At 67.0% G+C, this 23,907-nt stretch carries 22 protein-coding genes; 3 read left to right on the top strand and 19 right to left on the bottom strand.

Annotated elements, in window-relative coordinates; all coding sequences use genetic code 11:
- The first annotated feature begins 35 nt into the window (after positions 1–35).
- Complete coding sequence (gene rhtA, locus ACOAPY_RS11790; protein ID WP_465153391.1) at positions 36–893, top strand: threonine/homoserine exporter RhtA; 858 nt, start codon at positions 36–38, stop codon at positions 891–893.
- Here rhtA and ACOAPY_RS11795 read toward each other — a convergent pair whose 3' ends face one another.
- Genes ACOAPY_RS11795 through ACOAPY_RS11815 form a run of 5 tightly spaced genes read right to left on the bottom strand, consistent with a single transcriptional unit; the run spans position 894 to position 6,021 of the window.
- On the bottom strand, positions 894–2,000 hold the full coding sequence (locus tag ACOAPY_RS11795) for a saccharopine dehydrogenase family protein (RefSeq protein WP_465153392.1): 1,107 nt from the start codon (positions 1,998–2,000) through the stop codon (positions 894–896).
- Between the two features lie 9 nt (positions 2,001–2,009).
- Positions 2,010–3,788: an ABC transporter transmembrane domain-containing protein gene (locus ACOAPY_RS11800; protein WP_465153393.1), complete on the bottom strand. Its 1,779-nt coding sequence runs from the start codon at positions 3,786–3,788 to the stop codon at positions 2,010–2,012.
- The gene (locus ACOAPY_RS11805; RefSeq protein ID WP_465153394.1) at positions 3,785–4,225 is read right to left on the bottom strand and encodes a thiol-disulfide oxidoreductase DCC family protein; all 441 of its coding nucleotides are present in this window, start codon (positions 4,223–4,225) and stop codon (positions 3,785–3,787) included. The genes ACOAPY_RS11800 and ACOAPY_RS11805 overlap by 4 nt, the downstream gene beginning before the upstream one ends.
- A gap of 33 nt (positions 4,226–4,258) precedes the next feature.
- Positions 4,259–4,891 carry a DUF1287 domain-containing protein gene (locus ACOAPY_RS11810; protein WP_465153395.1) on the bottom strand — a complete coding sequence of 211 codons (633 nt, stop codon included), beginning with the start codon at positions 4,889–4,891 and terminating at the stop codon, positions 4,259–4,261.
- A gap of 17 nt (positions 4,892–4,908) precedes the next feature.
- The gene (locus ACOAPY_RS11815; RefSeq protein WP_465153396.1) at positions 4,909–6,021 is read right to left on the bottom strand and encodes an ATP-NAD kinase family protein; all 1,113 of its coding nucleotides are present in this window, start codon (positions 6,019–6,021) and stop codon (positions 4,909–4,911) included.
- 118 nt (positions 6,022–6,139) lie between these two features.
- Between ACOAPY_RS11815 and ACOAPY_RS11820 the strand changes: the two genes are divergently transcribed.
- Positions 6,140–6,313 carry a PA1571 family protein gene (locus ACOAPY_RS11820; protein WP_465153397.1) on the top strand — a complete coding sequence of 58 codons (174 nt, stop codon included), beginning with the start codon at positions 6,140–6,142 and terminating at the stop codon, positions 6,311–6,313.
- Between the two features lie 141 nt (positions 6,314–6,454).
- On the opposite strand, the gene pdxB is transcribed toward ACOAPY_RS11820, so the two are convergent.
- On the bottom strand, positions 6,455–7,585 hold the full coding sequence (gene pdxB / locus ACOAPY_RS11825; protein WP_465153398.1) for a 4-phosphoerythronate dehydrogenase PdxB: 1,131 nt from the start codon (positions 7,583–7,585) through the stop codon (positions 6,455–6,457).
- Between the two features lie 124 nt (positions 7,586–7,709).
- Between pdxB and ACOAPY_RS11830 the strand changes: the two genes are divergently transcribed.
- Positions 7,710–9,077: an MATE family efflux transporter gene (locus ACOAPY_RS11830; protein WP_169920016.1), complete on the top strand. Its 1,368-nt coding sequence runs from the start codon at positions 7,710–7,712 to the stop codon at positions 9,075–9,077.
- A gap of 9 nt (positions 9,078–9,086) precedes the next feature.
- Here the strand turns inward: ACOAPY_RS11830 and ACOAPY_RS11835 are convergent, their stop codons facing one another.
- The 13 genes from ACOAPY_RS11835 to ACOAPY_RS11895 form a co-directional block, all read right to left on the bottom strand.
- A complete protein-coding gene (locus tag ACOAPY_RS11835) occupies positions 9,087–9,539 on the bottom strand; it encodes a gamma-glutamylcyclotransferase family protein (protein WP_222931724.1) in 453 nt (150 codons plus the stop codon).
- A 3-nt stretch (positions 9,540–9,542) separates the two neighbouring features.
- Positions 9,543–9,782 (bottom strand): sulfurtransferase TusA, encoded by a 240-nt coding sequence (gene tusA, locus ACOAPY_RS11840; RefSeq protein WP_021699775.1) that lies wholly within the window; start codon positions 9,780–9,782, stop codon positions 9,543–9,545.
- A 54-nt stretch (positions 9,783–9,836) separates the two neighbouring features.
- Positions 9,837–10,886, bottom strand: a complete 1,050-nt coding sequence (gene rlmM / locus ACOAPY_RS11845) for a 23S rRNA (cytidine(2498)-2'-O)-methyltransferase RlmM (protein WP_465153399.1) — start codon at positions 10,884–10,886, stop codon at positions 9,837–9,839.
- A 104-nt stretch (positions 10,887–10,990) separates the two neighbouring features.
- A complete protein-coding gene (locus ACOAPY_RS11850) occupies positions 10,991–12,433 on the bottom strand; it encodes a mannose-1-phosphate guanylyltransferase/mannose-6-phosphate isomerase (protein WP_465156786.1) in 1,443 nt (480 codons plus the stop codon).
- A 76-nt stretch (positions 12,434–12,509) separates the two neighbouring features.
- Entirely contained in the window at positions 12,510–13,622 is a 1,113-nt protein-coding gene (locus tag ACOAPY_RS11855; protein WP_465153400.1) for a mannuronate-specific alginate lyase, read from the bottom strand.
- Entirely contained in the window at positions 13,622–14,269 is a 648-nt protein-coding gene (locus tag ACOAPY_RS11860) for an alginate O-acetyltransferase AlgF (protein WP_442962413.1), read from the bottom strand. Before ACOAPY_RS11860 ends, ACOAPY_RS11855 begins: the two co-directional genes overlap by 1 nt.
- Before the next feature lie 11 nt (positions 14,270–14,280).
- Positions 14,281–15,441, bottom strand: a complete 1,161-nt coding sequence (locus ACOAPY_RS11865) for an alginate O-acetyltransferase (protein ID WP_465153401.1) — start codon at positions 15,439–15,441, stop codon at positions 14,281–14,283.
- Between the two features lie 12 nt (positions 15,442–15,453).
- On the bottom strand, positions 15,454–16,920 hold the full coding sequence (locus tag ACOAPY_RS11870; protein WP_465153402.1) for an MBOAT family O-acyltransferase: 1,467 nt from the start codon (positions 16,918–16,920) through the stop codon (positions 15,454–15,456).
- A 72-nt stretch (positions 16,921–16,992) separates the two neighbouring features.
- Positions 16,993–18,402, bottom strand: coding sequence for an alginate O-acetyltransferase (locus tag ACOAPY_RS11875; protein WP_465153403.1), 1,410 nt, complete (start codon positions 18,400–18,402; stop codon positions 16,993–16,995).
- Positions 18,399–19,931, bottom strand: a complete 1,533-nt coding sequence (gene algG, locus ACOAPY_RS11880) for a mannuronan 5-epimerase AlgG (protein WP_465156788.1) — start codon at positions 19,929–19,931, stop codon at positions 18,399–18,401. Before algG ends, ACOAPY_RS11875 begins: the two co-directional genes overlap by 4 nt.
- Before the next feature lie 13 nt (positions 19,932–19,944).
- Positions 19,945–21,360 carry an alginate export family protein gene (locus ACOAPY_RS11885; RefSeq protein WP_465153404.1) on the bottom strand — a complete coding sequence of 472 codons (1,416 nt, stop codon included), beginning with the start codon at positions 21,358–21,360 and terminating at the stop codon, positions 19,945–19,947.
- A complete protein-coding gene (locus ACOAPY_RS11890) occupies positions 21,357–22,727 on the bottom strand; it encodes a tetratricopeptide repeat protein (protein ID WP_465153405.1) in 1,371 nt (456 codons plus the stop codon). The genes ACOAPY_RS11885 and ACOAPY_RS11890 overlap by 4 nt, the downstream gene beginning before the upstream one ends.
- On the bottom strand, positions 22,724–23,878 hold the full coding sequence (locus tag ACOAPY_RS11895) for a PilZ domain-containing protein (protein ID WP_465153406.1): 1,155 nt from the start codon (positions 23,876–23,878) through the stop codon (positions 22,724–22,726). The genes ACOAPY_RS11890 and ACOAPY_RS11895 overlap by 4 nt, the downstream gene beginning before the upstream one ends.
- Between the last annotated feature and the right edge of the window lie 29 nt (positions 23,879–23,907).

The following is a 23,907-nucleotide window of genomic DNA, read 5'->3' on the forward strand; positions in this document are numbered from 1 at the left end:
CGGCTTTTTTATTGCCCTTCGTCGACTGCCAAAACATGCGCCGCTCCGCCCTGCTCCTGCCCATCGCCCTGCTGATCATCGCCATGACCTCGATCCAGAGCGGCGCCTCCCTGGCCAAGAGCCTGTTCCCGCTGATCGGCCCCGAGGGCACCACCGCCCTGCGCCTGAGCCTGGCCGCGCTGATCCTGTGCGTCGTCATGCGGCCCTGGCGCACCCGCCCGAACTTCGCCGCCTGGCGCTCGCTGCTCGGTTACGGCCTGTCGCTGGGGGCGATGAACCTGCTGTTCTACATGTCGCTGAAGACCATCCCGCTGGGCATCGCCGTGGCCCTGGAGTTCACCGGCCCGCTGGCCCTGGCACTGTTCGGCTCGCGGCGGTTGCTGGACTTTGTCTGGATCGCCCTGGCCGCGCTCGGCCTCTGGCTGCTGCTGCCGGACACGTCCGCCAACGACCACCTCGACCCGCTGGGCATGGCCCTGGCCCTGGGTGCGGGTGTCTGCTGGGCGTCGTACATCCTCTTCGGCCAGCGCGCCGGCGCCGCCCATGGGGCGCAGACCGTGGCCTTCGGCACCCTGGTGGCGGCCATGCTGGTGTTCCCGGTAGGCCTGTGGTCGATCGGCAGCGACCTGTTCTCCCTCGACCTGCTGCCGGTGGCGCTGGCCGTGGCGGTGATGTCGTCGGCACTACCCTACAGCCTGGAAATGGTCGCCCTGACGCGCATGCCGGCGCGCACCTTCAGCGTGCTGATGAGCATGGAGCCGGCCATCGCCGCCCTCTCCGGCCTGATCTACCTCAGCGAGCGCCTGGGCGCCACGCAGTGGCTGGCCATTGGCGCGATCATCCTCGCCTCGGCGGGAGCGGCATTGACCATCCGCCCGCGCAAGCACGCCTGATCAGAGCGGACGCAGCGCACTACTGATCGCCAGCCCCTGCAACTCGGCCAGGTACTCGTCCTGCGTCAGCAGCCCCAGGCAGGGCATGGCGCCGCGAGCCTGCAGAGTGCCGGCTGCCAGCTTGCGCGCCAGGGCCACGGCCGCCATGCAGGGAATGTTCGGGCCATCGTTGTGCTCGGCCAACAGCTCCCAGCACAGGCGTAGCGGCTGCCCCTGCGGGTCCAGCCCTTGCAGACGCACGAACATACCGCTGCGGCCGTCGCCGAAAGGCTCCACCGACACGGCGCGGCGATGCAAGAACCGGGTCAGCGGCACCGCGCTACGCAGCAGGCCGGCACGCACCAGCCAGGACAGCGCCCAGGTGCCGAACTGGGTGATGCGCAGGCCAACACCGGCGGAGAAGCGCACGCTGCGCACGCCGGCATAGCGCGCCGCAAACAGTTCGAGATCGGGGATATCGCAGTTGGCCACCCAGCGTGGGCCGAGCGGCGCGGGGAAGTCGTGGCGAGCCAGGTCCTGCCAGCCGTATACGGTTTGCCACTGGCCATCGCACCATTGCCGGAATGGCTTGCCGCAATAGTCCAGCACCGCTGCCAAGGTCGAAGCGCCCGGAGTCTTCTCCGAAGAGCTGATGCCATGCCAGATGCTGTCCAGCCGCGAGAAGCGCGGCAGCAGCTCATCGATCACCGCCCCGGCCAGCGCCGGCACCGAACTGGCGCCTGCACAGACCAGCACCCCGGCGGCTCGCGCCGCCTCATCCAGCTCGCCGACGCCGCAGACGAAGGCCCGCGCATCAGCCAGGTCGGCATAATGCATGCCGGCCTCGATGGCGGCGCGGGCGACCCGATAGTCCTGGCCCTGGAACGGCCCTGCGGTGGAGATCACCATCTGCGCCCCGGTGGCACGCAGGCGCTCGACCAGGTCCGCGGCGTTCATGTCCAGCGGCAGCGCCTGGCTGCCGCTCTGCGCGGCCAGCGCCTCGGCCTTGGCGCGGTCGCGACCGGCCACCCAGACGCGCATCCCGGCAATGCCGCTGAGCCTGCGCACGATGACCTGGCCGAAGTTGCCATAGCCACCCAGTACCACCACCCCAAACTCCCTGTCCACGCACACTCCTCAGTCGCGCTCACGACGCTCGGTATTGAATTGCAGCTCGGCCAACCGGGCATACAGCGGGTTGCTCAGCACCAGTTCACCATGTGTGCCGATGGCCTGCAGGCGACCGCGCTCGATCACCGCGATGCGGTCGGCGTTCTTCACCGTGGCCAGGCGGTGGGCGATCACCAGGGTGGTACGCCCGCGCATCAACTCCGGCAGGGCCTGCTGGATCAGGTGCTCGCTCTCGGCGTCCAGCGCGCTGGTGGCCTCGTCGAGCAGCAGGATCGGCGCATCGCTGAGCAGCGCGCGGGCAATCGCCAGGCGCTGACGTTGGCCGCCGGAGAGCCCCAGCCCGGCCTCGCCCAGGTGGGTCTGGTAGCCCTGCGGCAGGCGCTCGATGAACTCGTGGGCGTGCGCCGCACGCGCCGCGGCCTCGACCTCGACATCCGTGGCCTCGGGCCGGCCATAGCGCAGGTTGTCCGCGACGCTGCCGAAGAACAGCGCCGGGTTCTGCGACACCAGGGCGAAGCAGCGGCGCAGGTCGGCCGGGTCGAGCCGCTGGATCGGCAGGCCCTCGACCAGGATCTCGCCCTGCTGCGGGTCGAAGAAGCGCAGCAGCAGGTCGAACAGAGTTGACTTGCCTGCGCCAGAGGGACCGACCAGCGCCAGGGTCTCGCCAGGCCGTACTGCCAGGTCGATGCCATCGATGGCCGGATGCTCCGGCCGGCTCGGGTAGCTGAAATGCACGCCGCGCAGCTCCAGTGCGCCGCTGACCCGCTCGGGCAGGCGCAACAGCTCGCCCTGTGCCGGTATTGTGATCAGGTTGCGCGTGCGCAGCAGCTCGGCGATGCGTTCGGCGGCGCCGGCGGCGCTCTGCAGCTCACCGATCACCTCGCTGATGGCGCCGAAGGCCATGCCGACGATCAGGCTGTAGAACACGAACGCAGCCAGGTCGCCGCCACTGATGCGTCCGGCGATAACGTCCATGCCGCCGACCCAGAGCATGGCACCGACGGCGCCCAGTACCAGAACGATAACCACGGTGATCAGCCAGGCGCGCTGACGAATGCGTTTGCCGGCGGTGGCAAAGGCCGCCTCCACGGTGCCGGCGAAGCGCTGACGGTCCTGGTTCTGGTGGTTGTAGGCCTGCACCGTCTTGATCTGGCCCAGCGTCTCGCCGATGTAACTGCCGACATCGGCGACGCGGTCCTGGGTCTGCCGCGAGAGCGCGCGCACGCGGCGGCCGAAGATCAGGATCGGCGCCACCACCAGCGGCAGCGAGCAGACCACGATGGCGCTGAGCTTGGCATTGGTGACGAACAGCAGGATCACCCCGCCGATCAGCATGATGCCGTTGCGCAGGGCCATCGACAGCGAGGAGCCGATCACCGTCTGCAGCAGCGTGGTGTCGGCGGTCAGCCGCGACTGGATCTCCGAGGCACGGTTGCTCTCGTAGAAACCGGGGTGCAGGTCGATCAGGTGATCGAACACGCGCCGGCGGATATCGGCCACCACCCGCTCGCCAAGCCAGCTGACCAGATAGAAACGACTGAAGGTGCCAACCGCCAGGGCCAACACCAGCACGAAGAACAGGCCGATGGAGTGGTTCAGCGCGGCCTGTGACTGGGTGGCCAGGCCCTGGTCCACCAGCAGGCGGATGCCCTGCCCCATGGACAGGGTGATGGCGGCGGTGAACATCAGCGCCAGCAAGGCGCCGATCACCCGCCCGCGATAGGGCGCGACGAAGTGCCAGGCCAGGCTCAGCGCCTCACGCCGGCTCGCGGACAGCAGGCTCATGAGCGCGGCTCGGCGCTGTCGAGGAAGCGGCCCTGGTGGTCCGGGTCCGGCAGCAGGCAGCTGTCATAACGGCCGAACAGGCGGTAGCGGTTCAGCGCGATGCGGTCGTAGCACCAGTCGCGCAGGGCACGCGGCAGGATGCGCGGCCAGGCCAGCCAGCGCCAGGCGCCAGGCAGCTGGGCGACGATGCGCAGCACGGCGTCGGAGCGCACGAACAGCGCCTCGCCCTCGATATAGGCCATGGTCTCGAACGCATCGGTGGGCAGGCCAAACCAGGCGAGGATCGCCTGCCCTTCGGCGGACTGCACCGAGCACAGGCGAAAGCGCCGCTCGCGGTCGTGGCGGATCAGGAACTTCGCCCAGCCATTGCACAGCCGGCACACACCGTCGAACAGCACCACACGCTCGCCAGCCTGGATATGGGGTGGTAGAGCCATCGCGACCTCCGGAAATCCTGCCGCGATGCTAACTCATCGCACGAAGCGATAGTGACCGGTGATGGCGAAGCCGAACAGGATGTCCTCCTCCTGCGTGCCACGGCCGATGTTGTGCAGCACCAGTGGTACGCCCGCCGGGCTGGTGCGATCGGAAACGATGCCGATATGCGTGAGGCCGCGCCCCAGGTCCCAGGTGACGATATCGCCGGCCTGGTAGTCCGCCGGTTTGTCGCTGACCTCGAGGGCCAGGCCCTGGCGCCTGAACCAGGTCATCAGGTTGGGCACGCGACGGTGGTCGATATTGCGGTCCGGGCGCTGCAGGCCCCAGTTGCGTGGGTAGAGGGAGAAGTGCGCACGCATGTCTTCATGCACCATCTGCTGCAGATCCAGCCCCTGCTGACGCAGGGCGCGGATCACCACATCGGTGCACACGCCGGTGCTAATCGGTACATCGCCGCCGGGATAGTCGAGCCGGCGGTAGACCGGGTCATAGCCCAGGGTCACACCAATCTGGGTGCGGGCGTCGCGCACCAGCTGTTGCGGATCGATACTGCTCGCCCAGGCCGGCCCGGCAAGCAGCAGCGCTGCCAACAGCAGATGACGCAGGGCAGGACCAAGTCCCCTACCATCACCGGCCCCCCGGCCAACGCAATGTGCTTGCCGCATGCTTGGTTTTCCTTGATTCAACCCAGCGGATAAAGCAGCTCTTCCCGGTAACCCGCCCAGACGCGCACGGCATCGGGGAAAGCCTCGTCCAGCGCCGGATCGCCGCTGTCCACTCGCAGCGGACGACCGTCCAGGGTGCCGAGCTTGCGCTTGGTAGCGATCACCCGCAGGTGCTCCAGGCCGATGGCGCGCAGCACGCGCGGGCTGATCTGCTGGTTGCCGCGACCGATGATATGGCCCTGGCCGCCGATGGCGGTGACCAGCAGGCGCGCCGGATGACCGTCGATCAGCGCGAACAGCTGCGCCTCGGTCACATCACGGGCGATCACCTGGCCGTTCTCGATCACGTCCACGCCCAGCAGGGTGGTCTCCAGCCCCAGGTTCTGCGCCAGGCCATGAAGGGTAGAGCCGGGTCCGAAGACGTAGCGCACGCCCTCCTCCCAGCTCTCGGCCAGCCAGTCGGCCAGGTCCACCAGCACCAGCTCCTCGGATTCCATGCCGCCCTGCTTGACGTGCTGCATGAACTCGCCTTCCACCGGCACGCACATCTCACCGTAATGCCGCGAGCCGACCTTGCCGTCGCGCAGGGCAGCTTCGTCGATATCACGCACCTCGCCACTGGACAGCCGAACCAGGCCACCCTCGATCAGGCGCAGGGCCATCTGCCCGGCGGCGCGCGGGCTGATGGCATAGACCGCGGAATGGATTTTCACCCCGGCCGGAATGCCCAGCACCGGCTGCTCCTCGCACACCACACTGCACACGTCGCGTGCGGTGCCGTCGCCACCGGCGAACAGGATCAGCGCGCAGCCGGCGTCCTGCAGTTCACGCACCGCCGCCTGGGTGTCCTCGGCTGTCGTCGGGCCCTGGCCCAGGCTGCCGAGCACGCGGTGGGCATAGCCCAGCTCCGCCAGTAGGTCAGCCCCCATGGGCCCGGGGAAGGTGATGAACTGCAGGCGCTCGGCCACCGGTCGCAGGCACTCCAGGGCGATGCGCGTGCGCTCCGCCGCGCGCGGCTCGGCGCCCCGCGCCAGGGCCTCGGCGGCCACACCGTCGCTGCCCTTGAGCGCCGCCGGTCCGCCGAGGCCAGCCAGCGGGTTGATGATCAGGCCCAGATGGAAAACGCTCATAACCACTCCCCAGCGGCGCGGCAGCGGCCACGCCCTTCAATTCAAGTCGCGCGGTTCTGTCACCGCGCCTTCATCTGGCCGCCCTAGACTGCGCCCATCGTCAGACCAGGAGGCCGCCATGCAACCCATTCAACAGCCCAACCAGGCGCATATTCTGCCCTTCAACCCGCAGCAGCCGGTCGGCGGCGCCATTATCGATGCCGAGGGCCGGGAAATTCCCATCACCGAGCAGATGATCCTGCAGGCCTGCCGCGAACTGGAGCAGAGCCTGCAGCAGCGCCAGGCCGGCTAGCAGGTCGTTGAGAAACGTTGGCGAGGCAGTCTCGCATAGGCAAAAACAGCCGAAAAAGCGCAGTTTACGAGCAGTAAATGAGCATTTTGAGGCTGTTTTTAACAACGTCCAGACAACGCAGCCAGTTCTTTCAACGATCTGCTAAAGCACCCGGCAACCCAAGGCTCCGACCAGCGCAGCCAGATGCGGCGCATCACCCTCCAGGCGCACCTGCAGGCCGTCGATCTCGCGGCGATGAGGGTAATGCTTGCGCAGCTGATCGAAGGCTGCCTTGCGCTGCGCCGCATCGCCGACCAGGCTGCGGCGGAAATCCGCGTCGTCGCGCCGCGGGTCGTATACCGCGCGGCACAGGGTGGCCAGCGCCCAGTCGATGGCGGCGTCTTCGTGCAGCGACAGCGCGCCGAGCCAGGCCGGCGGCAGCAGTTCATCCAACTGCACCTGTTCGGCCAGGCCCATGGTCCGGCAGTAGGCCTGGTAGATCTGCGCCGTGCCACGCAGCTTGCCGTCCAGGCTGTAGCCGGCAATGTGCGGGGTGGCTATCTGGCACAGCGCGGCCAGCTCCGGATCGGCCTGCGGCTCGCCCTCCCATACATCGAGCGCCACCTGCAGATCGGCCCCGCTGCGCAGGTGGGCCTTGAGCGCTGCATTGTCGAGCACCGCGCCACGGCTGGCGTTGATCAGCCAGGCGCCCGACCTGAGCGCGCACAGCTCCTCGGCGCCAATCAGGTGGAGGGTGCCGGCGTCCAGCGGCGTATGCAGGCTGAGTACATCGCACTCGCGCAGAATCTCCGCCAGCTCGACGAAGTCGCCGCCCTCGGTCGCCTGGCGCGGCGGATCGCAGACCCGCACGTCCCAGCCCAGGCCGCGCAGCACCTCGACCAGGCGACCGCCGACCTGGCCGGCACCGACCACGCCATAGGTCAGTTCCGGCAGGCGGCGCCCGGTACGTTCGCCCAGGGCCAGCAGACAACCCAGCACGTAATCGACCACGCCACGAGCATTACAGCCCGGCGCGCTGGACCAGGCGATGCCGGCTTCAGCGAAGTAGTCGAGGTCCAGATGGTCGGTGCCGATGGTGCAGGTGCCGACGAAGCGCACCTTGCTGCCTTCCAGCAGCGCGCGGTCGACGCGGGTCACCGAGCGCACCAGCAGCACCTCGGCGTCGCCCAGGGCGGCGCGGTCGATGGCGCGGCCGGGGTGGCGATGAAGGGTGCCGAAACCGGCAAAGAATTCATCGAGCAGGGGGATGTTTTCGTCGGCGACAATCTGCATGAGGTGCTCCTGTAGCAAGCGCCCATTCTAGGCGCAGAGCCACCTGCCGGGTAAGCCGAGCTTTTCTGACCAGGCGGACAGGGCTAGACTAACGCGCCTTTCTGCATCTCCCGCCGGATCCACCATGCTCGCCCTCTCCCGCTCGGCCCGTACCCTGGCCGAAATCCGCGCCCTGCTGGCGCTGGCCACGCCGATCATCATCGCGCAGCTCGCCTACACCTCGATGGGCTTCGTCGACACCGTGATGGCCGGCCGCGTAAGCGCCCGCGACCTGGCCGGCGTGGCGCTGGGCAACTCGCTGTGGGTGCCGGTGTTCCTGCTGATGAACGGCACCCTGCTGGCCACCACGGCCAAGGTAGCGCAGCGCTTCGGCGCCGGCAAGGAGGCCGAGAACGGACCGCTGGTGCGCCAGGCCCTGTGGCTGGCGCTAGCCATCGGCACGCTGTGCGCGGTGCTGCTGTGGAACGCCGAACCGGTGCTGCGCCTGATGGGCGTGGACGCCGAACTCAGCGCCCTGGCCATGGGCTACCTGCGCGGCGTCGCCTGCGGCTTCCCGGCCACCGCGCTGTATCAGGTGCTGCGCTGCTTCAGCGACGGCCTGGGGCGCACCCGGCCGAGCATGGTGCTGGGCATCTGCGGCCTGCTGCTGAACATCCCGCTCAACTACGTGCTGATCTACGGCAAGCTGGGCATGCCGGCGCTGGGCGGCGTCGGTTGCGGCTGGGCCACCGGCATCGTCATGTGGTGCAGCCTGCTGGGCATGCTCTGGTGGGTACGCTGGGCGCCGGCCTACCGCGCCAGCGGCCTGTTCCTGCGCTTCGACTGGCCACAGTGGCCGGTGATCCGCCGTCTGCTCTCGGTCGGCCTGCCAATCGGCGTGTCGATCTTCGCCGAGTCGAGCATCTTCTCGGTGATTGCCCTGCTCATCGGCGGCCTTGGCGCCACCGTGGTGGCCGGGCACCAGATCGCGCTGAACTTCAGCTCGATGATCTTCATGATCCCCTACTCGCTGGCCATGGCCGCCACCGTGCGCGTGGGCCAGTCGCTGGGGCGCAGCGCGCCGCGTGACGCGCGCTTCGCCGCCGGCGTGGCGATGGGTACCGCGCTGACCTATGCCTGCCTGTCGGCGAGCCTGGTGATGCTGCTGCGCGAGCCGATCGCGCGCATCTACAGCCCCGATCCGGAAGTGATCGCCATGGCCGCCACCCTGCTGGTGTATTCGGCGCTATTCCAGTTCTCCGACGCCGTGCAGGTCACCGCCGCCGGCGCCCTGCGCGGCTACCAGGACACCCGCGCGACCATGCTGATCACCCTGCTCGCCTACTGGGGCATCGGCCTGCCGGTGGGTTATGCGCTGGGCCTGTCCGACTGGCTGGGCCAGCCCTCCGGGCCGAGCGGCCTGTGGCAGGGCCTGGTCGCGGGCCTGACCTGCGCGGCCGTGCTGCTCGGCATCCGCCTGGCGCGCAGCGCGCGGCGGCATATTCGCGCGTAGGGCCGAGCCTCAGTCGTCGAGCGCGGGAGTGGCGGCCAACGCCGCCCAGTAGGGCTCGGACAGGTAGGGGCGACCGGCCAGCAGATGCGCCAGGTAGGCGCGGCTGGGGGCCAGGCCCTCGCTGCGCCAGCACGGATTGGCCACGTACAGCCAGGCCGCGATCTGGCCCTGCCCGGTGTGCAGCGCCATGCGCTCGCGGCTGTAGAAGATCGGCGTGCCTTCGAAGACATCCATCTTGAAGATCTCGCGCTCATCGGCGAGACGGTAGAGCACGCCCTCCACCACGGCGTCGCGCTGATGACGGATATTGGCGTAGGCCCGGCCGGGGTGGTCGTGGGCGCGCTTGTCGAAGCTCAGCGCATAGCCCGGCAACCGCGCCGCCATGGTGTCCTCGACGCGCAGCCCGCGTGCCTGCATGCGCGCGGGGTTCATGTTGGAGCCGTAGGCGAAGTAGTAAGGCACGGTTCAGTCGGCCTTCTTGCGGATCCAGTACAGATAGGTGCCGCCATCCTCGCCCTGCTCCACCAGCTCATGGCCGAGAAACATGCAGAACTTGGGGATGTCGCGCTTGGTCGAGGGGTCGGTGGCGATCACCTTGAGCAGACCGCCGGCCGGTAGGTCGCGCACCTTGTTGTGCAGCATCATCACCGGCTCGGGACAGTTGAGCCCGCTGGCGTCGAGAATGGCGTCGGGTTGCAGGGACATGGGGTTACTCCAAAAACGGGCGACTGTTGACGGCTGTGGGCCTGATGCATGGCCCTAGAGGCGGCGCAGATGGCAGGTCACTTCCTCGCGGTCGTGATAGAGCTGCTTGCAGGCGATGGCGACCTTGATGCGCCGCTCCGCGAAGGCGTCTTGCAGACGCTGCAGCAGCTTGCACACCTCGGCGTAGCGCTGCTTCATCGGCAGCTTGAGGTTGACCACCGCCTCGCGACAGTGCCCCCCACCTATCCACTCCTCGACCATCGCCGCGGTGCGCGCCGGCTTCTCAACGATGTCACAGACCATCCAGTCCACCGGCTGCTTGGGCTTCCAGGTGAAGCCGTCGACCATCAGGTGGGTGACCAGGCCGGTGTCCATCAGGCTCTCGGCCATCGGCCCGTTGTCGATGGCGGTGACCAGCATGCCACGGCGAACCAGTTGGTAGGTCCAGCCGCCAGGGGCCGCGCCAAGATCGACGCCGGTCATCTCGTCGGACAGCCGCGCATCCCACTGCTCGCGCGGGATGAAGAAATGCCAGGCCTCCTCCAGCTTGAGGGTGGAGCGGCTCGGCGCCTCGCGCGGGAATTTCAGACGCGGGATGCCCATCGGCCAGGGCGCCTGGTTATCGACCTCGGCCATGCCGAGAAACACCTCGCGGCCGCTCTTGAAGGTCAGCAGTAGACGTGGCTTGCTCGCGTCCTCCACCAGCCGGCCGGCCTTCTCCAGCGCCTTGCGCAGCGGCCCCTCGAACTTCTTGCAGAAGTTCGACAGCTCCTTGCCGTCGTTGGTATCGAAGACCTCCAGCCACAGGCTGCCGCATACCGGGTAACTGGCCAGGGCCTGCAGCAGCACGCTGATGCGATCGGTCTCCGGCAGCTGCAGGTAATCGCCACGGGCCCACTGGCGCGGGAAGATCAGCCGGTTGAAACGCTGGCCCTGCATCAGGCGCTCGGCGCCGCCGGGCTCCAGGCAGGTGAATTCGGCATGGGCACTGTTCGGCTTGGCCTTGGCATAGCCGGCCACGCCCAGGCGCGCGGCCTGGTCGCTGATCTCGGCGCAGACCTCGCCCTCGAAACCGGGACGGCAGTGCAGCAGTAGGGTATTCATCGGCGGTTCTCCTCAGGCCGCGCATGATAGCGGACTCGGAAAGCCCCGGCGCGCCCCGACGGGCGCAAAACGCAAGGGGCGGCTCAATGGCCGCCCCCGTGCTTTCAGCCGACCGATACCGGTTTGACCGGTGTGCGGCCGTAGACATCCTCCAGACGCTCGATGTCGTCCTCGCCCAGGTAGCTGCCGGACTGCACCTCGATGATCTCCAGGGGGATCTTGCCGGGGTTGGCCAGGCGGTGCACCGAGGCGATCGGGATGTAAGTGGACTGGTTCTCGGTGAGCAGGAACACCTTGTCGTCACAGGTCACCTGGGCCGTGCCGGACACCACGATCCAGTGCTCGGCGCGGTGATGATGCATCTGCAGCGACAGCTGCGCGCCGGGTTTGACGGTGATGTGCTTGACCTGGTGACGCACGCCGTTGTCAACCGAGTCGTAGCTGCCCCACGGGCGGTACACGGCGCAATGGCTCTGGGTCTCCTGGCGGCCCTTGGCATCCAGAGTATTGACCAGCTTCTTGACGTCCTGCACGGCGTCCTTGCGGGCGATCATCACCGCGTCCTTGGTTTCCACCACCACCACGTCGTCCATGCCGACCAGGGTCACCAGCTTGGACGTGGCATGCACGAAGCTGTTGTGGCTGCCATGGGTGACGACATCGCCCTTGAGCACGTTGCCATCGCTGTTCTTCTCGTGCACATCCCAAAGCGAGGACCAGGAGCCCACGTCGTTCCAGCCGGCAGCCAGCGGTACCACGCAGGCGCGCGAGGTCTTCTCCATCACCGCGTAGTCGATGGAGTTGTCCGGGCAGCACTCGAAGGTGCCAGCGTCGATGGTCAACGCACCACCGGCCAGCTTGCTGCGCTCCAGGGCCAGCACGCAGGTGTCGTAGATGTCCGGCTCGTAGGCCCGCAGCTCGTCCAGGTAGCGACTGGCGCGGAACAGGAACATGCCGCTGTTCCAGTAATAGCCGCCGCTGCGCACGAACTCGGCGGCGCGCATGGCATCGGGCTTCTCGACGAACTGCATGACGCGGTAGGCGCCCGGCACCAGGTCGTCACCGCCCTCGCCACGCGCCGCCTTGATATAGCCGAAGCCGGTCTCGGGGCTGTTGGCGGGAATGCCGAACAACACCATCTCGCCCTCCTCGGCCGCCACCCGCGCCAGCTCCAGCGCCTTGCGCAGGGCCAGCTCGTCGTCGATCACGTGGTCGGCCGGGAGGATCAACATCAGCTCGTCGCGTCCTTCGCCGAGCAGTTGCAGGGCCGCCATGGCCACGGCCGGCGCGGTGTTGCGGCCAAAGGGTTCAAGCAGCATGGCCTGAGCGCCGAGGCCGATCTGCGCCAGTTGCTCGTTGACGATGAAGCGGTGCTCCAGGTTGCACACCACCACGGGCTTTTGCATGCCCTCGAAGGCCAGACGCTGCAAGGTCTGCTGGAACAGCGAGTGTTCGCCGGTAAGGGCCAGGAACTGCTTGGGATACAACTTGCGCGACAAGGGCCAGAGGCGCGAGCCGCTACCGCCAGAAAGAATCACCGGGATCATGTGGTTTGTCTCCATTCAATATCCGTTTAAATCTGTTGCCACGCCTCACGAGGAAGCGCGTACATCAGGACCAACCTCAAGGCAGTTGCCCGGAAAACAGCTGGGTCATGTCACCGCCGAGCCGATAGCTGCTCAGCGGCTCAAGGGAGCGCCGCCACGCGTCCGTGCTCTGCGAGCACGGATACAACACGCAGTAGGGCTCCAGCCAGGCGAACCGGCTGCTCTGCTGCAGGCCTACGGCCTCCTGCGGGTAGCCGGTCTTTTCTTGGAATAGCTTCGGGTCATGCAGGCCCGCCTCCAGGGTGCGGACCAGGCGGCGCATGGCGCCGTCGTTCTCTTCGCGCAGGTCCAGGCCGTTGGCCTGGGCGAACGCGGACACCATCAGCAGCGGGCCGATGCTGTAGTTGTGGTAGGACAGCGCGCGGGTCTCGCGCACCAGTTCGCGTGGCAGGTAGCCGTCGGCGGTGACCTGGGCCATGCCATGGCGGTACTGCCCCACCGCCCAGTCGAACAGGTCGCGGCGGTCGAGAATCACGGCGCTGGCCATCACCGACCAGGCGGCCCAGTAGTTGTGGTTGTTGCTGCGTTCCTTGGGATAGGCGTTCCAGTCCGCTACCACGCGGTCAGCCAGCTGGCCGAGCCAGCGCTCGACCTGCTGCGCCTGCTCGGCGTTTGCGGCCAAGGGCTGCGAGGCTGAGAACTTGAGGCGTAGGTAGGCGCCAGCCAGGCTGCCGAGCGTCCATTTGCGCACCGACATGCCGGTATGGTTGTACTCCTCGCTGAGCAGCGCGTCGGCCTCGGCCCAGCTGGCCAGCCAGCTCATGGCACAAGCCACTTCCTGCGGTCGCCCGTACTTGAAGTAGCGGCCGACCATGACGTTGACGCCCTTCTCCATCTCGCGCATGTCGCCCGTCAGCTTGAGGTAGCGCCGCTCGGCCGCCGGGTTGAGCTTGTCGCGCGCCTTGTCCGAGCCCTCGTACTTGCTGGGGAAGTCCAGCACGCCGGTATAGGCTGGCGGCGGCGCCTCGCACTCGCGCGGTTTGCCCTGGGCGGCCGGGGCCGCCCGGTAGTAGCCGCTCGGCGCCACCAGCGCCGGGCCTGCCGCGCTTTCTGGCGCCGGCGAGCAGCCTGCCAGCAGTGCGCTCAGCACCGCGGCAGACAGCGACCGGCAGCCTCGCGGGGCGAGCATCACTCGGCGCCCGCCGGGCGCTGCACCCACACCGGCGTCAGGCTGGCGCCACTGCCGGTGACGTACAGCGCCGCCACCTGGCCGCGCTCCAGAACCAGCGGACTGAGATCGCCCACCTTGCGCTCGCCGGCGAACAGCGCCAGACGCACCTTGACCGGGTTAATCTCGCGCTCGCCGCGCCCCTGGCCGGCCACGGCCTGGATCACTTCGGTCTTGCCGTCGGCAGTCTTCAGGCTGACCGGGGTGTCGGACAGGTTCTGCAGGCGCACCAGCGCTTTCTGGCGGTTCTTGAAGGCCGGGTCCTCGACCAGGCTCAGCTTGCCGCCGGGTAGTTGTACCAGGGTGTAGTACTGGTCGGACTTGAGCGTCACCGGCAGGCTCTGCCCGGCGGCGCTGGCGCTGTAGCTGCCGGCCGGGAGGAACTTGAAGTCGCTGGAGCCCTGCGGCGCGACATCCTTGATGCTGACCGGGCCCAGGCTCAGGTCCAGCTCGCTGGAGCCGGCATTGTAGGTCCGCACGAAAGCCGAACCAGCGGGCGCGGTGGGCCCGTACAGGCCACCCTCGTTGGCCTGGGAAGCGACAGAAGTGGCCAGCAGGCCCAGGCAGCCCATGGCCAGGGTCAGTGAGCGGATCGGGGCGTTTTTCATGATGGTCGTCCTTAGTGGTTGTGGGCCGCGACGGAATCCGCGGCTCGCTGGATGGCCAGGCGATCGACACCACCCGAACCGGCCCGCAGCTGGGCCAGCCACTGCGGGTCGAACTCCGACAGATCGCTGGGCATCATCAGATAGCGCTCGGGAACCTCCCAGAGCACCAGGCGCAGGCCGGCGGTTTCCGCCTCGCCCTTGGCCAGTAGGCGCAACATCGGCACCAGCGGGCCATGGCCATTCTCGGCGTAGTTGTACAGATCGCTACCCAGGCTCTGGCGCAATGCGCCGAGGAAGTTCCACTTGGCGTTGGCGCTGTAGCTGGTGCCTACCAGCGCCAGCTGCGGCGTGCTGTCGCCGAACAGATCGCCACCGGCCTCGCTGGATAACTCAGTGCTGCGCTGCTCGAGCTCCTCGGCCGGCGGCTGCATCTCGGCGAAATAAGGCTCCAGCGGCAGGTAGCTGAGCAGGTCACCCTTGTGTGTCTCGCGGCCCTTGACCTGGGTGCTGTAGCTCAGTTCGCCGCCCTGCCACTGGCCGCTGCGACGCAGGTGTTCGGCCACGGCCTGGGCCACCACCGCCGCGCCATGGGGTGTCCAGTGGGTATCGGTGCGCAGGAACACCGCTTCGCGGCCCTTGGCGGCCTGCAGCGCAGCCAGCAGGTCCGGCCCCGGCAGCCCGAGCGCTTGCATGCGCTGCCGGGCCTGGGCATAGAGTGCCTGCTGCTGGAGCACGGGCTGCTGCTCGGCCAGGTATTCCGGGTAAAGGCGTGCCTTGGCCGGCAGCAATACCAGCTGCAGGTCGATACCACGGCGCTGCAGCTCCTGCTGCACGCCGGCGATCAGGCGCCAGTTGTCGTCCAGCTGGCTGGCGCTGACAGCGGGCTTGAACTCCTCGTCGGTAAACAGCCAGTCCTGACGACCGACCACCACTCCGGGGCGGCCCTCGCCGAACAGGCCGTACTCCAGGGCGGCCCAGGCGTTGGTGCCCAGCTCCTTGAGCGGAAAACCCTTGTCGTAGTGCTTCTCGAAGGCCAGAGCCAGTTTGCCATTGAGCCAAGGCGTCTGCGCTGCCGCCGAGAAGCTCAGTGCGGCCGGTACGGACGCCAGCGCCAATAGCAGCATCAGCAGGATGAAGGCCAGGCTGTAGAACAGATTGAGACTGAGTTTCATGGGTCGGCCTCCTCAGAACTGGAAGTACAGGAAGGGAGAGAAGCTCTGTGCCGACAGCTTCAATACCGACACCAGGAACAAGGCCAGCCAGAAGGCCCGCACCAGCATGGCCGAGGTACTGAACGGCACGGCCACGCCGGCGTCGGCTGCGGCGCCGGCAGCTGCCGCCGGTGCCTTCGCCGCCAGCGGGTTGCCGTAGAACTGGCGCAGGCCGTTGAACAGCACCACGGCATAGGCCAGCAGCAGCGTGGCGACTTGCAGGCTGGTGAGCTGGGCCACGGTCAGCTCGGACAGGCGCCAGTCGGCAAAACTGAACATGGCGGTGTACATGCGCCAGGCCACCTCGACGTTCTCGGCGCGGAAGATCACCCAGCCGAGCATGACCAGCAGGAAGGTGAAGGCCAGGCGCCAGGGGAACAGGCGCCGTGGCGCGGCATCGACGCCGAGAGCACGCTCGATGGCCAGCCAGATGCCATGCCAGGCGCCCCAGATCACGAAGGTCCAGTTGGCGCCATGCCACAGACCGCCGAGCAGCATGGTGAGGAACAGGTTGCGGTAGGTCTTGAAGGTGCTGCCGCGGTTCCCGCCCAGGCTGATGTACAGATAGTCGCGCAGCCAGGTGGACAGGCTGATGTGCCAGCGCCGCCAGAACTCGGTAATCGACTGGCTGATGTAGGGCTGGTTGAAGTTTTCCATGAAGCGGAAACCCATCATCAGCCCCAGGCCGATGGCCATGCTGCTGTAGCCGGCAAAGTCGAAGTACAGCTGCGCCGTGTAGGCCAGCGCACCGAGCCAGGCGTCGGCGGTACTGGGATTCTCCAGCGCGAAGCAGTGATCGGCGATGGGCGCCACGCTGTCGGCGATGAACACCTTCATGATGAAGCCCTGCATGAAGCGCGTGCAGCCTTCGGCGAACTTGTCGAGGGTGTGGGTACGGTGATTGAACTGATCCACCAGGTCGCGGAAACGCAGCACCGGCCCGGCAATCAGGTGCGGGAAGATCGCCACGAAGGCGGCGAAATCGATCAGATTGCGGGTGGCCGGAGTGTCGCCACGGTAGACATCGATGATGTAGCTGATCGACTCGAAGATGTAGAAGGAGATCCCGATCGGCAGCAGTATGTGGGTGACGACGAAGGGGTCCATGCCAAACGAGGCGATGATGGCATTGAAGCTCTCCACGCCGAAATTGGCGTACTTGAAGTAGCCGAGCACCCCCAGGTCGACCACTACCCCGAGAATCAGCCAGCGCTGTGCTGACCGGGTCCTGATGCCATGGGCACCGATGCGCAGACCGATCCAGTAGTTGAACAAGGTCACCGCGGCGAACAGCAGCAGGAAGTCCACGCGCCACCAGGCATAAAACACGTAGCTGGCAACCAACAGCAGCAGGTTGCGGTAGCGATTGCCACACAGGTAGTACAGGCCGAGGAAGATCGGCAGGAACAGGAACAGGAACACGTTCGACGAGAAAACCATCCTAGCTTCTCCAGGTAAGGCGGCACGGCTCCACACCGGCCAGAGCCGGAGGGATCGAGTTGTTCAGGGTGGTCATCGGCCGACCGCCAGCTGCGGGCTGCCGGCGTCGCGACGCTGGCACACGGTGGCCTCGACGCTGAGACCTGCGGGCATGTTTTCGGGGGCGTCGACTTCCAGGCTCATGAGGGTCAGGTCGGCCCAGTCGGCATCGTCACGCAGCTCGAACAGGTATCGCCCGCCGGTGTCGATGCGCTCGCTCTGCTCCAGCTTGTAGCCCTCCTTGCGCCCGCTGAAGTACCAGAGCCGGGTCTGCGCCTCATGGATCTTCGAATCACTGAAACGCAGATCGACCATGTGATCGGCACTGCGCAGCTCCTTGAGCCCGCCGACACCGTTGAGCAATACCTGGTTGCTGCCCGGCTGCAGCTTGACTTTGCCGCTGAGCAGCGCCGGCTGGCCGACGCAGCCGTTGTCGACCATGGGTACGGCCTGGCGGTAGAAGTCGCGCAGGGACATGTCGTAGTGAGTCGCGAACTCCCAGACGATCACCTTGGGCGGCTTGCTCTGGAACTCCTCGCTGGCCAGCAGCTGCAACATGGCGCTCTCGAAGCCGCCGCCGGTAACCGCCATGTTCAGTACCTGCACGCCGCTGTACTGCTCCAGATAGCCGGCAAAGTTGTAGGCCACCCCGCTGTTGCTGGTGCCGACCAGCACCACCTCGGGGCTCGACTCGTCGCCGAACAGGTTATCGCCACTGCTTTCATCGGCCGGTTCGGTAGCGAAGCGATCGACATACTCGGTGTCATAGCTGGTGCCGCACAGCTCACCTGCGGCCTCCCCGGAGCTGCCGGGGCTACCGAGGATGCCGACACGCTTGGTGACGAACTCCTTCTTCGGCATGTCGGCGTAGGCCGGAATCTGCTTTAGCACCTCGGCCGTCAGGCGGGCGGCATCCTGGGCGCCACGTGGCGTCCAGTGGTGGTCGTCCTTGAAGAAGAAGTCGGTTTCCTGATTCTGCTCGTCGAACAGCGGCGAGTAGTCGGCAGCCCAGATGCCGATCCGGCGGAACTCCTCGATGGTCCTGATGTAGTTGGCGCGGGCCGTCTCCCAGTCGAAGCGGGCCTGCCACTCCGGCGTCAGCTTGCGCCGGTTGACCAGACCCTTGGTCGGCTGGAACACCACCAGCAACTCCACCCCACGGGCCTTCAGGGCATCGCGGAAACGCTTGAGCTGGGCATAACCTTCGGGCGTGGTGCCGATGTCGGTACGCAGGTCGTTCTTGGTGCGGAACAGCCAGCTGTCCTGGCCATCGATCAGGGTGTAATGGAAATCCAGCTTCTTGGTGTTGTAGCTGGCCGGATCAGCCGCCGCCGGACACAGCCGGTCGATGCGCTCGATATGGTATTCGGGCAGTTGCGTCGCGGCCGCAGAAGCCGTCAGCAGGCTCGCCAGGATGGCGGCGAGCGTACGGGGCGCGCTCATCGCGTGACCTCCTTGTCGTTGCCGAGGTAATCGATCAGTACCGGTTTGTTCTGGCGTACCAGCAGGTCGAGGATCTTGTCCTGATGCGGGCCGAGAATGCCGGGCAGGACGATGCCGGAGCTCTTGGTCGGCGACAGCATCTCCACCCGGTACAGCTCCAGGCTCAGCGGCGAATCCACGCCCAGCGGGCCGGAGGCATTGGCCACCAGCTTGCCGCCAACGATGAGCATGGAGATGTTGGTTTCGAAAGGGTCGAGCAGGATGTCGCGGTCGGTGTTGCTGAGGTCCTTGACGTGACCGTAGACCCCCAGCTTGCCGTTGCCGACCAGCAGGTTCTCGTACAGGCGCACGTTCATGCTGTTGCGCACGCGGATGCCGTGGCGCTCGTTGTTGAAGGCCTTGTTGCCCCACAGCAGGTTGTTGCCGCTCTCGTAGATGGTCACGCCATCGGACTTGTTGCGGTACGTCTCGTTGTAGGCGATGACGTTGTTCACGCTGCTGCGGTCGATAACGATGCCGGAGAGGTTGTTCTCGTAGGAGCGGTTGTTGAAGATCCAGCTGTCGTTGACCTCACGCGAGACGATGATGCCGTGCTTCTGCACCGTGCCGTAGGCGGTGTTCTCGGCGATGATCAGGCGCCGCGAGCGGTCGTGTGGGTCGATGCCGTAGACCAGGTTGTTGCGGTAGGTGTTGCCGCGGATCACCACGTCGTCGGCCTCGTAGCAGTAGAAGCCGTACCACATGTCGTCCCACAGCGAGTTGAGCAGCCAGCCGGTGGGGTGGCCACGCTGCATTTTCGGGTGCATCGACGGGCTGTACTGGGATATCGAGAAGCCGTAGGACTTGCTCTCGGTGTAGCCGAGGCTGGAGATGGTCGAGCCGACCACGTAGGTCTCGGTACCGCCCCAGGCGTTGATGAAAGGACGGAAGCGCCCCGTCTTCTCGAACCAGTCCTGACGGTCTTCCTTCTCGCGCCAGGCGGTAACCCGGCTATCGGTAATGAACAGCTTGCCGTCGTTGATGAGAAAGGCGCCACGGTCACTGGAGAGGCGGAAATCCTTGGTCGCCTGATCGATATGCAGGGTCGCGCCCGGCATCACCACCAGCGGCCGGCGCAACAGATAGACACCCGGCGCCGTTTCGCGCAGCTGCTCGGCACCGAGCGCCTTGGCCAGACCGGCCGGCGTGATGTAGCCGCCCTCCACCAGGATCGCCTCGGGCATGCCGCCCTGGCGTACCACCCACTCACGCAGGCGTTCGTCGCCGCCAGTGAACTCGCTGAGCTGGTCGAGACCGATCATGCGCCGCACGCTGACGCGGGCTGCCGGCTTGCGCTCGATCCTGGCCTCTACTGCCGCCGGGGTGAACGGCGTCAGGTCGGGCAGCTTCGGTGCATCCAGTTGCAGCGGCTCGACTGGTGCGCTGCTGACCCGGTAGGACTTGGGCGTTACATCGGTATTCACCGCCAGGGCCTGGCCAGCCAGCAGGCTGGCGCAGAAACCGAGGGTGATCATGCGTGTGCTGTGCATCATGCCGCCCTCCTCAGTAGCGCCAGATCAGGTCAAGCATGACCCGATGCATGGTCGAGTCGGTGCCACTGGGGAAGGCATCGCCAGGCAGGAACAGGCCGCCACGCAGGCGCACCAGCGCCGAGTCAGCTTCCACCACGCCCAGTTCGGTGCGGTCGAAGTAGCGGGTCAGCACCAGGTCGACTTCCTGGCCCAGGTCCTTGTCGCCCGGTTCCAGTCCGACGCTCAGGCCACTGGCACTGTCGAGGTCCTCGTCCACCCGCCAGAAGCGGTGATAGACGATGCTGGCGTCGTACTTCTTGTCGAGAATCCAGCTGCCGAACAGCGAGGCCGCCTGCAGGTTGTTCAGCTCGCCACGGTAGGCCTCGCCGAAGCGGTGCACGCTGGAGCGGGTGCCGGTGAAGCGCGCGCGGTTGCTCTGCAGATCGGTCTGCAGAAACTGTTCGGAGTCGTCGGCATCGCCACCGCCACTGGCGCGCGTCAGGGTGCCGCCGAGGCGCCAGTGTTCATCGATGTTCCAGCGCAGACCGAGGTCGATGGCCCAGCCATCCAGGTCCTGATCGCGGCTACCGAGGGCGCGCCGCTCGCCGCTGGCGCTGCTGGTCTGCAGCAGTTCGGCGTCGCCCTGCATGCCGGTGAGCGCCACCCAGTAGTTGAGCGGCGCGCTGCTGCGCGGATTGAAGAAGTCGCCATTGAGCTCGGCGCCGAGCCAAGTAATGTCGCCCTTATAGGTTTTGCTCAGCTCATCGACCCGCTCGCCCACCCCGGCCAGACTGCCGTCATCGCGGCTGTGATGCAGCTTGAGCCCGGCCCAGTGCCCGGGACGCCATTGCGTGGAGATGTCGCCCATGAAGTACTGGCGATCCTCGTCCTGCGGTGCCAGGTCGTCGAGGTCGGTGCGGTAGTCGCTGAAACGCTCGGCCACGCCGATATGGGCGTCGAGCAAGGTGGTCTCGAAGTTCCAGCGCAACGCCTCGATATTGGTGTCCCACCACAGGCCGTCATCGGCACGGATGCGTTGACGGCCGAAACGCAGCGACTCCTGCGGATAGGCGGTGAGGCCGCCGTAGTCGATCCAGAACTCGTGCAGGGCGAGGAAACTGTCATCGCGCTCGCGGGCATCACCGGCATCGATGTCGTCGCCGGCGACCTGCGAGGACTCCAGCACATCGGTGGCGGCGAATGCCTCGCCGAGCACATAGCCCGACCAGTCGCCACGCTGTGCCAGCAGCCAGGGTCGTACGCCGAAGCCGAGGCCGTTGAAGTCGCCTTCGTCACGGGTGCCCAGGTCGAGATCCTCGGTGGACTGGGCGGTGAGCTTGAAATTGACGCCGTAGTCGAAACGCGCGCTCTCCTCCGCGCGCAGGCCGGGCGCACTCAGCGCACCGGCGGCGATCAGGAAGGTGGTAACAGCTTTATTGAGGGTCATAGTACTTCCTGTGCCTTGTCCTTGTGGTTGCCCTGGCTGATGCGCTCATCCGCCCTGGCCGCCCTCTCCTGCGCCGCCATCTCGCGGGCCCGCTGCAGATCGGCGGGCTGCAGGCGCGGTGCCATGCGCTCCAGCCAGACGTCGCCCTGGGCCGAACCCTGCTCCTTGGCCAGCAGGGCGAAGCCATAGGCGTAAACCGGATTGATCCGAATGCCACGGCCTTCGCCGAACAGCTGGGCCAGCGCCGCATCGGCGCCGGGCTCGCCGGCGCGGGCGGCGAGCAGCAGATGGTCCAGCGCCTTCTGCGGGTCGATACGCCCCAGCTGACCGCCGCGATACAGCTTGCCCAGCAGCATGTGCGCCTTGTTCTGCTCGGACGCAGCCTGCAGCAGGTACTGCTCGGCCTTGCGTGGCTCGGCGGGCACCAGTTGGCCATTCAGGTAGAGGTGACCAAGGCTCAATGCGGCCTTGGAGGAGCCGGCCGCCAGGCCCTGCTCCAGGTAGGCCACGGCCTGCTGGCCATCGCCCAGCTGCGGGAAACGTGCAAGCAGATCAGCCAGGCTGCTCCAGGCATCCGGCCATTGCGGAGCGATTGCCGCATAGAGCTCGCGCGCTAATTCCGGCTGCGGCTCGCCCTGCCCCTCGGCCACCAGCGCTGCGGCGACGGTTTTCACCCGTATCGGTGTCACCAGGCCGGCGGCATAGTCCGCGCGCAGCCGTTCCAGCAGCGCTTGCAGAGGCTCTTGCGCGCCCTCCAGGCGGTACACGCTGACCAGCTCGACATAGCACTCGCTGACTTCGCTCAGCCAGGCCTCGCACCCCTGGCGGATCTCCGCCAGGTGCGCGGCGTAGTCACCGCGCGCGCGATACAGCAGGATCCAGCCGAGCCGCGCCTGCGGCATGCCGCGTGCCTGCCAGCCGCGTAGTTGCTCTTCCAGTTCGCCGCTAGCCAGACGCTGCGGGTCCTGCAGTTGCAGACGCAGCAGCGCCAGCAGCGCACTCTGGTCACCGTCCTCGATGGCCTGTAGCAGGAGGCGCTCGGCCTCCTGCCGCTCGACCGCGCTGGCCTGCTCCTTGGCCGCCAGCCACTTGCCGAGCTTGTTGCGCGCCAGCGGCGAAACATCGGCCGCCTGGCGATAGAGCGCCTCGCCCTGCGCCTGGCGTTGCGGCTCGGGGCTTTGCACCAGGACATCGGCCAGGCCGATCTGCGCCTCGACGAAGCCCTGCTCGGCCAGGGGGCGGAAGTTGGCCTCGGCGGTGGCCAGGTCGCCGCCGGTCTGCGCACGCTTGGCCAGCTGCAGGTCGGGCAGCTGGGTGCAGCCGCCCAGTGCGGCCGCTAGCGCCAGGGCCAGGCCGCTGCGCTTCATTTGCCGGCCGCCACGCTGTCGAACAGCCCGCCCAGCGGCTGGATGCGCACGTCCACCGGACGCTTGGCCAGCTCGGTGGCCAGCGGCTGGTCAGGCTGAATGGCGACGCGGATATCCGAGGCCAGACCGCCATCCTGCAGCGCCAGGGTGCTGATGCGCCCGCTGCGCTGCTCGCTTTCGCCGGCCACTAGGAAGTTCACCGGGCTGCCCGGCTGCAGCTCGTCGAAGGCGCGATAGGGGAAACGCGCCTCAACCGTGGCCACGGCATCGACCGGCGCCATCATGAACACCGCAGCGCCCTTGGCCGCCACCTGGCCGTCGCCGACCAGCTGCGCCACCACCCGGCAGTCGCAGGGGCTGGTCAGGGTGCCCTGGAAGCTCTTGTCGAACAGCCGCTGCAGATTGTCGGGGGCCATCTCCTCCGGTTTCAGCACGTTCTTCAGCACATCCAGCGCGCTGGACGAGAACGTGCCCACCGGGGCGCCCTTGGCGACCGTGTCACCGACCTTCACCAGGCTCTGTACCGTACCCTCGCGCGGCATGGAAACCTGCTGCCCCGGGACCGAGACCTGGGCGGAATCGGCATGGGTGATGAAGTACACGTCATACAGCTGGTACAGCACATAGCTGCTTGCGGCCACACCCACCAGGAAGATGCTCATGCTCAGGCCGAGCGCCTTGACCCTGGCGGCCAGGCTCATCTTGTCGTCGCCCTTGCCCTTGCGCGGCTTGGTGAAATTTTCGCGCTGCAGGGTACTGATCAGGTCGCCAACATTGACCAGCTCGCCACTGAGGAAAGAGCTGATCAGGTAGCGCAGCGCCGCGATCTCGCGCGGGCGCAGCTCGTGGAACTCGCAGCCGGCGCGCTTGCCGTCGACCAGCGAGCGGACCTGAAACTGCACGTCCATGGCGAAGCCGATGCCTTCGACTTCGAACATCAGCTTGCCCTGGAAGCGCTGGCCCTCGCTGAGCAGCGTATTGCCCGGCTGGAAGCCGAAGCCGCCCACCGATAGGTCGAGCAGCTGCGCCTCCAGTTCCTGGCCCTGCGGCGTGCGATAGCGAATCTTCGCCGGCAGCTTGAGACGCGCGTACTGGCGCTGGGCTTCGGCTTCATGGACCACGTTGCTGTTCGGGCTGATCACTGCGTTCATCTTCGTTCCTTGTGCAAACTGCAAATTGA

The sequence above is a fragment of the Pseudomonas stagnisoli genome (assembly GCF_048595745.1).
Lineage (GTDB): Bacteria > Pseudomonadota > Gammaproteobacteria > Pseudomonadales > Pseudomonadaceae > Aquipseudomonas > Aquipseudomonas alcaligenes_A.

Excerpts from the sequence above, each read along its gene's own strand:
- ACOAPY_RS11875 (WP_465153403.1), bottom strand. The coding sequence starts at position 18,402 with ATGAGCGCGCCCCGTACGCTCGCCGCCATCCTGGCGAGCCTGCTGACG.
- ACOAPY_RS11810 (WP_465153395.1), bottom strand. The coding sequence starts at position 4,891 with ATGCGGCAAGCACATTGCGTTGGCCGGGGGGCCGGTGATGGTAGGGGA.
- ACOAPY_RS11890 (WP_465153405.1), bottom strand. The coding sequence starts at position 22,727 with ATGAAGCGCAGCGGCCTGGCCCTGGCGCTAGCGGCCGCACTGGGCGGC.
- algG (WP_465156788.1), bottom strand. The coding sequence starts at position 19,931 with ATGCACAGCACACGCATGATCACCCTCGGTTTCTGCGCCAGCCTGCTG.
- ACOAPY_RS11830 (WP_169920016.1), top strand. The coding sequence starts at position 7,710 with ATGCTCGCCCTCTCCCGCTCGGCCCGTACCCTGGCCGAAATCCGCGCC.
- ACOAPY_RS11805 (WP_465153394.1), bottom strand. The coding sequence starts at position 4,225 with ATGGCTCTACCACCCCATATCCAGGCTGGCGAGCGTGTGGTGCTGTTC.
- ACOAPY_RS11865 (WP_465153401.1), bottom strand. The coding sequence starts at position 15,441 with ATGAAACTCAGTCTCAATCTGTTCTACAGCCTGGCCTTCATCCTGCTG.
- ACOAPY_RS11815 (WP_465153396.1), bottom strand. The coding sequence starts at position 6,021 with ATGAGCGTTTTCCATCTGGGCCTGATCATCAACCCGCTGGCTGGCCTC.
- ACOAPY_RS11855 (WP_465153400.1), bottom strand. The coding sequence starts at position 13,622 with ATGCTCGCCCCGCGAGGCTGCCGGTCGCTGTCTGCCGCGGTGCTGAGC.
- rhtA (WP_465153391.1), top strand. The coding sequence starts at position 36 with ATGCGCCGCTCCGCCCTGCTCCTGCCCATCGCCCTGCTGATCATCGCC.
- pdxB (WP_465153398.1), bottom strand. The coding sequence starts at position 7,585 with ATGCAGATTGTCGCCGACGAAAACATCCCCCTGCTCGATGAATTCTTT.
- rlmM (WP_465153399.1), bottom strand. The coding sequence starts at position 10,886 with ATGAATACCCTACTGCTGCACTGCCGTCCCGGTTTCGAGGGCGAGGTC.
- ACOAPY_RS11820 (WP_465153397.1), top strand. The coding sequence starts at position 6,140 with ATGCAACCCATTCAACAGCCCAACCAGGCGCATATTCTGCCCTTCAAC.
- tusA (WP_021699775.1), bottom strand. The coding sequence starts at position 9,782 with ATGTCCCTGCAACCCGACGCCATTCTCGACGCCAGCGGGCTCAACTGT.
- ACOAPY_RS11860 (WP_442962413.1), bottom strand. The coding sequence starts at position 14,269 with ATGAAAAACGCCCCGATCCGCTCACTGACCCTGGCCATGGGCTGCCTG.
- ACOAPY_RS11885 (WP_465153404.1), bottom strand. The coding sequence starts at position 21,360 with ATGACCCTCAATAAAGCTGTTACCACCTTCCTGATCGCCGCCGGTGCG.
- ACOAPY_RS11895 (WP_465153406.1), bottom strand. The coding sequence starts at position 23,878 with ATGAACGCAGTGATCAGCCCGAACAGCAACGTGGTCCATGAAGCCGAA.
- ACOAPY_RS11870 (WP_465153402.1), bottom strand. The coding sequence starts at position 16,920 with ATGGTTTTCTCGTCGAACGTGTTCCTGTTCCTGTTCCTGCCGATCTTC.
- ACOAPY_RS11850 (WP_465156786.1), bottom strand. The coding sequence starts at position 12,433 with ATGATCCCGGTGATTCTTTCTGGCGGTAGCGGCTCGCGCCTCTGGCCC.
- ACOAPY_RS11800 (WP_465153393.1), bottom strand. The coding sequence starts at position 3,788 with ATGAGCCTGCTGTCCGCGAGCCGGCGTGAGGCGCTGAGCCTGGCCTGG.